A 10991-nucleotide genomic window follows, 5' to 3' on the forward strand; every position below is an offset into this window, starting at 1 on the left:
CCATTGACCGGTGGGCGTGAGCACCCCCTCGAAGCCGTTGATCTCGGCGGCCTGGGCGAGCTGGATGAGGTACTTCAAATCGGCTGGCCGGTCGCCGTGCATGGTGCTTCCGTGACCACCGGCGATCAGGTCGCGCGAATCCCCATACGTGGGCAGAAACCAATGCAGATGAAGAGGATGTATTGACACGCTATCTGTTTATGCCTGCTGCCTGCCGCCACCAACAGGCTTGCAACCACGGTGATTACAACCGGCCGAGCGGGTCAACCCACCGTCCCTGACGTCGGCGCCAAGAGCGGCTAAACAGAGCGAGAACATCAGCTGGCTAGCTGGAGTGGCGCCGAATATATCGGGCCGATACTATGACGCGAGACTGTTCTTCGACATAAGAGTCGCTGTAACGGACCGAGCAAACCAGAGCAAAGGAGGTGCCTCGATGCTGGAGCTCGCCATCCTGGGACTCTTGCTCGAGTCGCCGATGCATGGCTACGAACTGCGCAAACGGCTGACTGGTCTGCTCGGGGCGTTCCGGGCGTTTTCCTACGGATCGCTTTACCCGGCATTGCGACGGATGCAGGCGGACGGGCTGATCGCCGAGAACGCCGCCCCCGCCGGGACCCCGGTGCGGCGCGCTCGCCGCGTCTACGAATTGACCGATGACGGCCGCAAGCGCTTCACCGAGCTGGTGGCCGACACCGGTCCGCACAACTACACCGACGACGGCTTTGGCGTGCACCTAGCATTCTTCAACCGCACGCCGGCCGCGGCGCGGATGCGGATCCTGGAGGGCCGCCGTCGCCAGGTGGAAGAACGTCGGGAAGGCCTGCGTGAAGCAGTGGCGCGGGCCAGTAACTCGCTGGACCGCTATACCCGTCAGTTACACCAACTCGGGCTGGAGTCGAGCGAACGCGAGGTGAATTGGCTCAACGAGCTGATCGCGGCCGAACGTCTAGCGCAACGGGGCGCTGAGCAGGCCTAGCGCCGAGTAGTCCACAACATCCACGACACAGATGACAGTTAAGGAGAACGCCGCATGAGTGAGCACCAGGCACCAGGGGCGCAGCCCGAGATCCGGGTCGCCATTGTCGGTGTCGGCAACTGCGCGTCCTCGCTGGTTCAGGGCGTGCAGTACTACTACGACGCCGACGAGAACAGCACCGTGCCCGGCTTGATGCACGTGAAGTTCGGTCAGTACCACGTCCGCGACGTCAAGTTCGTCGCCGCGTTCGATGTGGATGCCAAGAAGGTCGGCTTCGATCTGTCCGAGGCGATTTTCGCGTCCGAGAACAACACCATCAAGATCGCCGATGTGCCGCCCACCAACGTGACGGTGCAACGCGGCCCCACTCTCGACGGCATCGGCAAGTACTACGCCGACACCATCGAGGTCTCGGACGCCGAGGCGGTCGACGTGGTCAAGGTGCTCCGCGAAGCCGAGGTCGACGTGCTGATCTCCTACCTGCCGGTGGGCTCCGAAGAGGCCGACAAGTTCTACGCCCAGTGCGCGATCGACGCCGGGGTGGCCTTCGTCAACGCGCTGCCGGTGTTCATTGCGTCCGACCCGGTGTGGGCCAAAAAGTTCACCGACGCCGGCGTGCCGATCGTCGGTGACGACATCAAGAGCCAGGTCGGCGCGACAATCACCCACCGCGTGATGGCCAAGCTGTTCGAGGACCGCGGCGTGCAACTGGACCGCACCATGCAGCTCAATGTCGGCGGCAACATGGACTTCCTGAACATGCTCGAGCGTGAGCGGCTGGAGTCGAAGAAGATCTCCAAGACCCAGGCCGTCACGTCGAATCTGCAGCGCGAGTTCAAGACCAAGGACGTCCACATCGGCCCGTCCGACCACGTTGGCTGGCTCGACGACCGCAAGTGGGCGTACGTCCGGCTGGAAGGCCGTGCCTTCGGTGACGTGCCACTGAACATGGAGTACAAGCTCGAGGTGTGGGATTCGCCGAACTCGGCCGGCGTCATCATCGACGCGGTGCGGGCGGCCAAGATCGCCAAGGACCGCGGCATCGGCGGACCGGTGATCCCGGCGTCGGCGTACCTGATGAAGAGCCCGCCGAAGCAACTGCCCGACGACGTCGCGCGTACCCAGCTCGAAGAGTTCATCTTCGACACTTAGCTCGACGACGATGGACGGGCGCTGACACCGTCCGGCTGATGAATTCAAATGAGTCACAAGAAGTTTGGGGTAGGACGATGTGCCCGCCTCACAGCGACAACGTAGCCGCATTGCGCCGGCGTCACACAGATTGTCGCTGTGAGGCAGGCACAAACCCAACACACCTACTTGTGGTACGAAAGTGACACTTGCGCCTTTAGTTCGTAGTGTCAAAGCCCGTGACCGACATCTCCGACGACGAACTGGTTGGGCTCTCCGAATTCGCGCTGCTACCCGAAAACGCCGAGCAGGCCGGCGTTGCAGGACCTTTGCCACACGTGCAGCGGATCGACACCGATTCGATCAGCGCGCTGCAATGGGGTGACTCCCCGCCGCGGCTCATCTTCTTGCACGGCGGCGGGCAGAACGCGCACACCTGGGACACCGTGCTTGTCGGTTTGGGTCAGCCGGCCTTGGCCGTGGACCTGCCCGGCCACGGGCATTCGGCGTGGCGCGAGGACGGCGACTACTCGCCGCAGCACAACGCCGCGGCCCTGGCCCCGGTGTTGAGCGAGTTCGCGCCGCATGCCGACCTCGTCGTCGGCATGTCGCTGGGCGGGCTCACCGCGATCGGGCTGGGCGTGGTCGCGCCGCAGCTGGTGCGTGAACTCATCCTCGTCGACGTCACCCCGTCAGCGTTGCAGCGATATTCCGCGATGACCCAGGAGCAGCTCGGCACGGTGGCTCTAGCGCATGGCGAGCGAGAATTCCCCAGCTTTGCGGCCATGCTCGAGTTGACCACCGCCGCGGCGCCACATCGCGACCCGAAATCGTTGCGCCGCGGGGTATTTCACAACTCTCGCCGGCTCGACGACGGCCGCTGGACGTGGCGCTACGACACCATCCGAGAACTCCCCGACTTCGACAGCCTGTGGGACGACGTTGCCGGGTTGTCCGCGCCCATCACGCTGGTACGCGGCGGCACCTCGGGCTTCGTCAGCGACGAGGACGCCGCCGAACTCGGCCAACGCGCGCAGGCGTTTCGGGGTGTGCACGTCGTCGAGAATTCCGGGCATTCGGTGCAAAGCGACCAACCCCGCGCCCTGATCGACATCCTGCGCGGAGTCCTCGACCGCGGCTGAGGCGCCACCGCCTACGTTGGTCCTATGAGTTCCCTTGACCGCCCGCTGCGCATCGGCGTCCAACTCCAGCCGCAACACGCCCCGCACTATCGGAACATCCGTGACGCGGTGCGGCGCTGCGAGGACATCGGTGTCGACGTCGCGTTCAACTGGGACCACTTCTTTCCGCTCTACGGCGATCCAGACGGCGCCCACTTCGAATGCTGGACGATGCTTGCCGCGTGGGCCGAGCAGACATCGCGCATCGAGATCGGCGCCCTGGTCAGCTGTAACTCCTACCGCAATCCCGAGTTGCTGGCCGACATGGCCCGCACCGTCGACCACATCTCCGACGGGCGCCTCCTGCTGGGTATCGGCTCGGGCTGGAAACGCAAGGACTACGTCCAGTACGGCTACCAGTTCGGCACCGCGGGCAGCCGCCTGGATGATCTCGCCGCCGCGCTGCCGCGGATCAAGTCCCGGTTGGCCAAGCTCAATCCAGCTCCCACCCGCGACATTCCGCTACTGATCGGCGGCGGCGGCGAGAAAAAGACCTTGCGGCTCGTCGCCGAGCACGCCGACATCTGGCACAGCTTCACCGCCGCCGCTGCCTATCCCGCCAAGTCGAACGTCCTGGCCGACCACTGCACCGCCGTCGGGCGTGATCCGGCCGACATCGAACGGTCGGCTGCGGTGGGCGGTGAAACCCGCGGCGCGGATGCGGATCGGCTGATCGCCGAAGCCGAGGAGCTGACCGAGCTCGGTGTGAGCGTGCTGACCATCGGCGCCTCCGGCCCCGACTACGACCTGGCGGGCGCCGAGACGTTGTGCCGCTGGCGCGATCGCCGTTAGGTCCAAAACATGCCGAAGACCTACGGGGCCAAAGAGAAGGACCAGGTTGTTGCGCACATCTTCAACTAGGTGCTGACGGGCAAGCTGCGCACCGGCGACCGCGTTGACCGCAACGAAATCGCCACCGAATTAGGCATCAGCCGCGTCCCTATTCAAGAAGCGATCGTTCAGCTGGAACACGACGGGCTGCTGTCGACTCGCTATCACCGGGGCGCGTTCGTCGAGCGCTTCGACGAACAGACCATCCGCGAGCATTACGAGTTGCATGGCGTGCTCAACGGCATCGCCTCGGCGCGCGCCGCGGCGAACCCCACCCCACACATCCTGGGACAGCTCGACGGCATATTGCGCACGCTGCGCAACTGCAAGGAACCGCGCGCCTTCCAACGAGCCGTGCGTGAGTATCGGCGTGCCGTTGACGATGAGTACGCCGGGCCGCGACTGCACGCGGCGCTCCGTGCTTCGCAGGGTCTGATTCCGCGGGCGTTCTTGCTGAGCTACCCGAGCATCGTCGCCGAGATGCTGCCGTTCTACGAAGACGAGACCGCGGCCATCCGGCACCGCGACCCCGAACGCGCCCGGGCCGCGTGCAGCGGCTGCGCCGACCTGATGGCCGAGGTCATGCTGACCGAACTGGTCCGGCGCGGAGTGCTCGCCCCGTCGGACAACGCCGCCGGGGTGTTCTAACCGGCCGGTACGTTCGCCGATATGAACGTCAACGCCGCAAAGCTGCTTGCGCTGCTCGCCACGATCCTGCTGATATGCAGCCTCACTGGTCTGACATTGGCGCCGCCTATCGCGGCCGACACCAACCTGTGCAAGCCGTCGGGAAAAGACGGCGCGATCGCACTGCCCCGAAAGCTGGCCACCGCCAACCGGCCCCAGGAAGACAAGTACACGACCGCCGACGTCGAGCCGTTGAGTTCGGTGAACATCGACGCGCTGGGCCTGCGTACACCTCGAACGCTGACCGTCGGCACCCAGCCGGGCGGTCCCCCAACCAGCTGCCTGAACAGTGCGGGGCGCTTCACCGGTTATGACAACGAGCTGTTGCGGGCGATCGCCGCCAAGCTGGGCTTAGACGTCGTCTTCGCCGGTACCGACTTCTATGGACTGCTGGCCCAGGTCGCGTCGCGGCGCTTCGACGTCGGCTCGTCGTCGATCATGGCCACCGAAGCGCGCCGTCGCACGGTCGGATTCACCAACGGCTACGACTTCGGCTACTTGTCGCTGATCGTGCCGTCCGGTTCGGCGATCGACGGGTTTGACGACCTGCGACCCGGGCAGCGGATCGGCGTCGTGTAGGGCACCGTCGAAGAGGCCTACGTCGTCGACACCCTGCATTTGGAGCCGGTGAAGTTCCCGGACTTCACCACCGTGTACACCAGCGTGAAAACCCACCAGATCGATGCCTGGGTAGCGCCTGCGATGGAGGCGACTAACGTGATGCGGCCCGGCGACACCGCGGCCATCGCCGGCTACACGTTCGGCCTGGGGAACTACGTGGCCTATGCGGTGGATAAAGACAACCAGCCGCTCATCGCCGCGCTGAACGCCGGGCTGGACGCCGTGATCGCAGACGGCACCTGGGCGCGGCTGTACACCGACTGGGTACCGCGGCCGCTGCCGCGGGGCTGGAAGCCGGGATCGAAGTCGGCGTTGACGCCGCACCTCCCGGACTTCGCGGCGATCGCCGAGCGCCATCACCGCTCGCTGGACGCGGCGGCCCCGCCCAAATCGACGCTGACCCAACTGCGGGACTCCTTTTTCGACTGGGACCTCTATAAGCAGACCATCCCGGTGCTATTGAAGACCGGGCTGCCCAACACGCTGATTTTGACGGTCAGCTCCAGCGTCATCGGCCTGGCAATCGGCATGGTGCTCGCGGTCGCCGGCATTTCGCGTGCCCGCTGGCTGCGGTGGCCGGCGCGGGTATACACCGACATTTTCCGCGGCCTGCCCGAAGTGGTGATCATCCTGCTGATCGGGCTGGGCATCGGGCCGATCGTCGGCGGGCTGACCAACAACAATCCGTACCCGCTCGGCATCGCCGCACTGGGGCTGACCGCCGCCGCCTATGTGGGCGAAATCTTTCGCGCCGGCATCCAAAGCGTCGAGCCCGGCCAGCTGGAAGCCTCCCGAGCGCTGGGGCTGAGCTACCGCGCCTCGATGCAGCTGGTGGTGATACCGCAGGGCATCCGCCGGGTGCTGCCTGCGCTGGTGAACCAGTTCATCGCGATGTTGAAGGGCTCGGCGCTGGTGTACTTCCTCGGGCTCATCGCCGGTCAACGCGAGCTGTTCCAGGTCGGCCGGGACTTCAACGCGCAGACCGGCAGCCTCTCACCGCTGGTGGCAGCGGGACTCTTCTACCTGATCTTGACCATCCCGCTGACCCATCTGGTGAACCTCGTCGACCGCCGACTCCGCCAGGGCCGGGCCGCGACGGAGCCGGAGAACCCGCTCGACCGGATCGCAACAACGACCAGCCAGGAAATGACGTAATGGACCGGGCAGCAGAGTCAGTATCGTTGGCGGGCAAGGATATTCACCTGTCCTTCGGCCGAAATGCGGTGCTGCGCGGGGTTGATATCGACGCGCCGGCCGGCCGCACGGTGGCGGTGATCGGCCCGTCGGGTTCCGGCAAGTCGACGCTGCTGCGGGTTTTGAACCGGTTACACGAGCCCGATCGCGGCGACATCCTGCTCGACGGGCGGTCGGTGCTCGGCGACGACCCGAACCGGCTGCGGCAGCGGATTGGCATGGTGTTCCAGCATTTCAACCTCTTCCCGCATCGCAGCGTGCTGGACAACGTCATCATGGCGCCGCGCAAGCTCAAACGCCTCGCTGCCAACGAGGCCCGCGAGCTGGCGCTGGCCCAGCTGGACCGGGTGGGCATGAAACACAAGGCCGATAGCCGTCCGGGGGCGCTGTCGGGTGGGCAGCAGCAAAGAGTCGCGATCGCCCGCGCGCTGGCGTTGGCGCCCCAAGTGATGCTTTTTGACGAGGCCACCTCGGCGCTGGATCCCGAGCTGGTCAAGGGAATTTTGGCGCTGATCGCGGATCTGGGCGGCGACGGCATGACAATGCTTGTGGTCACCCATGAAATGGGTTTTGCCCGGTCGGCATCCGACACCGTCGTCTTCATGGACCATGGTCAGGTGGTGGAAACCGGGCCGCCGGACCAAATTTTCGAGGCCGCAAAAACCGAGCGGTTGCAGAAATTCTTGTCGCAAGTACTTTGACAGCAAAACCGTTTTTTGGGTCTGTTAACTTCCAGACAGGTTAGACTGGCGAACTATGGCGGAACGCGAGGCCACGGTGTCAGAGACCGAGCTGGCTGAGGGGCTTCACCGCACGTTGTCGAAGCTGTTCTCCGTCCTGCGCCGCGGTGACCCCAGCGCCGGCAAGGAAGCCGCCGGGGACCTGACGTTGGCCCAGCTGTCGATCCTGTTCACGTTGCTCGATCAGGGTCCGATCCGGATGACCGATCTCGCCGCGCACGAACGCGTCCGAACACCCACCACGACCGTGGCGATCCGCCGGCTAGAGAAGATCGGCCTGGTGAAGCGCTCGCGTGACCCGTCGGACCTGCGTGCCGTGCTGGTCGACATCACCCCGCGGGGGTTGGCTGTTCACCGCGAGTCCTTGACCAACCGGGTCGCGGCCCTGGCAGCGCTGCTCAGCCAGCTGAGCGGGCCCGATTTGGAGACGCTGACCAAGGCGCTCGCGCCGCTGGAGCGGCTGGCAGCCAGCGAGCCGGTAGGTAGCCCGGCGGCGGCCCAGACCAACGGCGACCAGGCCTAGCAATTCGCGTTTGAGCAGCCCAAACGCTTGCTGTCCTTAAGCTGGCGGGCATGCGGACCGCGCTCATCACCGGTGCGAGCCGGGGGATCGGCGCCGCCATCGCCACCGCCCTGGCACCGACGCACACCTTGCTGTTGGCCGGACGGCCCTCGCCTGCGCTGCACGCTACCGCAGAGCGGCTCGCCGCCACGATATTGCCGCTGGACCTGACCGACACCGATGCGATCCCCGCGGCCACCGGCTCGATCGGTGAGCTCGACGTGCTGATCCACGACGCCGGGGTGTCGTTCCCGGGGCGGGTCGCCGAGTCCACCGTCGATGAGTGGCGCACCACCTTTGAAGTGAATGTCATTGGCGCGGTGGCCCTTACGCTGGCGGTGCTGCCGGCTCTGCGGCGCACAGACGGTCAGGTGGTGTTCATCAACTCCGGCTCAGGGCGCAAAGCTTCGCTGGGGATGGCCTCGTACTCGGCGAGCAAGTTCGCGCTGCGCGCGTTCGCTGACTCGCTGCGTGAAAGCGAGCCGTCGCTGCGGGTCACCACCGTCTTTCCCGGTCGAACCGACACCGACATGCAGCGTGAGCTGGTGTCCTTCGAGGGCGGTGACTACGACGCCGAGCAGTTCCTGCGCCCGGACACCGTTGCCGAGGTGGTGGCCCGCGCGGTGGCCACCCCGCCCGACGGTCACCTGCACGAGGTAGTGCTGCGCCCCCGCAGCTAGTTAGACGACCAGGTTGACCAGACGTCCAGGGACCACGATCACCTTCTTCGGTTCGACGCCCGCCAGGAATGTCTGCACCTTCTCGTCGGCCAGCGCAGCGGCTTCCACCGCGTCGGCGTCGGCGCCGGCGGGCACCGTGATCCGGCCGCGCACTTTGCCGTTGACCTGCACCGGGTACTCCACGCTGTCCTCGACCAAGTAGTCGGGGTCGGCCACCGGGAACGGCCCGTGGGCAAGCGACGACGGGTGGCCCAGTCGCTGCCACAACTCCTCGGCCAGGTGCGGCGCCAACGGCGCCAGCATCAGCACCAACGGCTCGACCGCTGCGCGAGGCATCGAATCGCGGTGCTGCTTGGTGAGGTGGTTGGTGTACTCGATCAGCTTGGCCACCGCGGTGTTATTGCGCAGTGCCGCATAGTCTTCGGCGACACCCGCGATAGTGCGGTGCAGCAGCCGTAGCGTGTCGGTGTCGAGATCCGCATCGTCGATGACCAGGATGCCGCCGGTCTGCTCGTCAACCACCAGCCGCCACACCCGCTGCAGGAAGCGGTGCGCCCCGACAACGTCCTTGGTGGCCCATGGGCGGGATGCCTCCAGCGGGCCCATCGACATCTCGTACACCCGCAGCGTGTCGGCGCCGTAGTCGTCACACATTTCGTCCGGCGACACCGAATTCTTCAGGCTCTTCCCGATCTTGCCGAATTCCTGGAAGACTTCGATCTCCCCGTCGGGTCCGGGATAGACGAACCCGCCGTCGCGTTCGACCACGTCGGCGGCCGGCACGTAAGCCCCGCGGACGTCGGTGTAGGCGAACGCTTGAATGTAGCCCTGGTTGATCAGCCGACGGTAAGGCTCGCGCGAGCTGACGTGACCCAAGTCGTAGAGCACCTTGTGCCAGAACCGCGAATACAGCAGGTGCAGCACTGCGTGTTCAGCACCGCCGACGTATAGGTCGACGCCGCCCGGATCGTCGGCGCCGTGCTCGGCCGGCCTCGGACCCATCCAGTAGGCCTCATTCTCCTTGGCGCAGAACCGTTCTGAGTTGTGCGGGTCGGTGTAGCGCAGCTCGTACCAGGAGCTGCCGGCCCACTGCGGCATCACATTGGTGTCGCGGGTGTAGGGCTGCAACCCGTCGCCGAGGTCCAGCTCCACGTGTACCCAGTCGGTCGCCTTGGCCAGCGGCGGGGATGGAACGCTCTCAGCGTCGTCGGGATCGAACAGCACCGGCGCGTAGTCCGGGACGTCGGGCAATTCGACGGGCAACGCGGCCTCGTCCAGCGCGTGCGGACGACCGTCGCTGTCGTAGACGATCGGGAAGGGCTCGCCCCAATAGCGTTGCCGCGCGAAAAGCCAGTCGCGCAGCTTGAATTCGATGCGCGCCCGGCCGCGGCCGTCGGATTCCAACCGCGCGGTGATGGCTGCCTTGGCCGTCGCCACGTCCATTCCATTCAGGTAGCCCGAGTTCACCAGCACCCCGTCGCCGGCATAGGCGGCCTCGGAAATGTCGCCGCCGGCAATGACTTCGACGATCGGCAGCCCGAATTCGTGGGCGAACTCCCAGTCGCGCTGGTCGTGGCCGGGAACCGCCATGATCGCCCCGGTGCCGTATCCGGCCAGCACGTAGTCGGCGATGAAGATCGGCACCTGCTCGCCGTTGGCCGGGTTGACCGCATAACTGCCCAGGAAGACCCCGGTCTTGGTTTTGTTCTCTTGGCGCTCCAGGTCGGACTTCGCGGCGATGGTCTGCCGGTAGGCGGCGACGGCGTCAGCTGGTGTGGCGCCGTCGAAGGTCCAATGCGGATCTACCCCGGCCGGCCACTCGGCCGCGGCCAGGCGGTCGACCAGGTCGTGCTCGGGGGCGAGCACCAGATAAGTGGCACCGAAGAGGGTGTCTGGCCGGGTGGTGAACACCTCCAGATCCACCGTCTCGCCGTCGGTTGTGCGGGCCGCGAACAGCGCGGCGGCGCCGGTCGAGCGGCCGATCCAGTTGCGCTGCATGGTTTTGACCTTGTCCGGCCAGTCCAGCACGTCGAGGTCGTCGAGCAACCGGTCGGCGTAGGCGGTGATCCGCATCATCCACTGCCGCAAGCGCTTCCGGAACACCGGGAAGTTACCGCGGTCGCTTCGGCCGTCAGCGGTGACCTCTTCGTTGGCCAGCACGGTGCCCAGCCCCGGACACCAGTTCACCATCGAATCCGCCCGGTAGACCAAGCGGTGAGCGTCGATCACGTCGGCGCGGTCGCCCGCCGACAGCTTCGCCCAATCCCGGCCGTCATCCAATTTCCTGGCGCCGGAATCGAATGAGGACACCAGCTCGGCGATCGGTCGGGCAATGTTCGCGGCGGTATCAAACCACGCGTTGTAGATCTGCAGGAAGATCCACTG

General features: G+C 65.8%; 9 protein-coding genes and 2 pseudogenes. 9 read left to right on the plus strand and 2 right to left on the minus strand.

What is annotated here, in order from left to right:
* Positions 1 to 189, minus strand: a pseudogene (locus WAN71_RS14045) (alkanesulfonate monooxygenase); the annotation flags it as partial.
* 247 nt (positions 190 to 436) lie between these two features.
* On the opposite strand from WAN71_RS14045, the gene WAN71_RS14050 reads away from it, so the two are divergent.
* The 9 genes and pseudogenes from WAN71_RS14050 to WAN71_RS14090 all read left to right on the plus strand — a co-directional run bounded on the left by WAN71_RS14050 (position 437) and on the right by WAN71_RS14090 (position 8606).
* A complete protein-coding gene (locus WAN71_RS14050) occupies positions 437 to 979 on the plus strand; it encodes a PadR family transcriptional regulator (protein WP_422225920.1) in 543 nt (180 codons plus the stop codon).
* Positions 980 to 1033: 54 nt separating this feature from the next.
* Positions 1034 to 2131: an inositol-3-phosphate synthase gene (locus tag WAN71_RS14055; protein ID WP_422225921.1), complete on the plus strand. Its 1098-nt coding sequence runs from the start codon at positions 1034 to 1036 to the stop codon at positions 2129 to 2131.
* A 218-nt stretch (positions 2132 to 2349) separates the two neighbouring features.
* The gene (locus tag WAN71_RS14060) at positions 2350 to 3252 is read left to right on the plus strand and encodes an alpha/beta fold hydrolase (protein WP_422225922.1); all 903 of its coding nucleotides are present in this window, start codon (positions 2350 to 2352) and stop codon (positions 3250 to 3252) included.
* A gap of 24 nt (positions 3253 to 3276) precedes the next feature.
* Positions 3277 to 4083 carry an LLM class F420-dependent oxidoreductase gene (locus WAN71_RS14065; RefSeq protein WP_422225923.1) on the plus strand — a complete coding sequence of 269 codons (807 nt, stop codon included), beginning with the start codon at positions 3277 to 3279 and terminating at the stop codon, positions 4081 to 4083.
* Between the two features lie 69 nt (positions 4084 to 4152).
* Entirely contained in the window at positions 4153 to 4770 is a 618-nt protein-coding gene (locus WAN71_RS14070; protein WP_422225924.1) for a GntR family transcriptional regulator, read from the plus strand.
* A gap of 21 nt (positions 4771 to 4791) precedes the next feature.
* Positions 4792 to 6585 (plus strand): annotated as a pseudogene (locus tag WAN71_RS14075) (ABC transporter substrate-binding protein/permease).
* Positions 6585 to 7325 carry an amino acid ABC transporter ATP-binding protein gene (locus WAN71_RS14080; protein ID WP_422225925.1) on the plus strand — a complete coding sequence of 247 codons (741 nt, stop codon included), beginning with the start codon at positions 6585 to 6587 and terminating at the stop codon, positions 7323 to 7325. Before WAN71_RS14075 ends, WAN71_RS14080 begins: the two are co-directional and overlap by 1 nt.
* Positions 7326 to 7380: 55 nt before the next feature.
* Positions 7381 to 7887, plus strand: coding sequence for a MarR family winged helix-turn-helix transcriptional regulator (locus WAN71_RS14085; RefSeq protein ID WP_422225926.1), 507 nt, complete (start codon positions 7381 to 7383; stop codon positions 7885 to 7887).
* A gap of 50 nt (positions 7888 to 7937) precedes the next feature.
* Positions 7938 to 8606 carry an SDR family oxidoreductase gene (locus tag WAN71_RS14090; protein WP_422225927.1) on the plus strand — a complete coding sequence of 223 codons (669 nt, stop codon included), beginning with the start codon at positions 7938 to 7940 and terminating at the stop codon, positions 8604 to 8606.
* Here WAN71_RS14090 and leuS read toward each other — a convergent pair.
* Positions 8607 to 10991 (minus strand): leucine--tRNA ligase (leuS, locus tag WAN71_RS14095; RefSeq protein ID WP_422225928.1); only part of this gene is annotated, 2385 nt, incomplete at its 5' end.

This window comes from Mycobacterium sp. (genome assembly GCF_049280035.1).
Taxonomy (GTDB): domain Bacteria; phylum Actinomycetota; class Actinomycetes; order Mycobacteriales; family Mycobacteriaceae; genus Mycobacterium.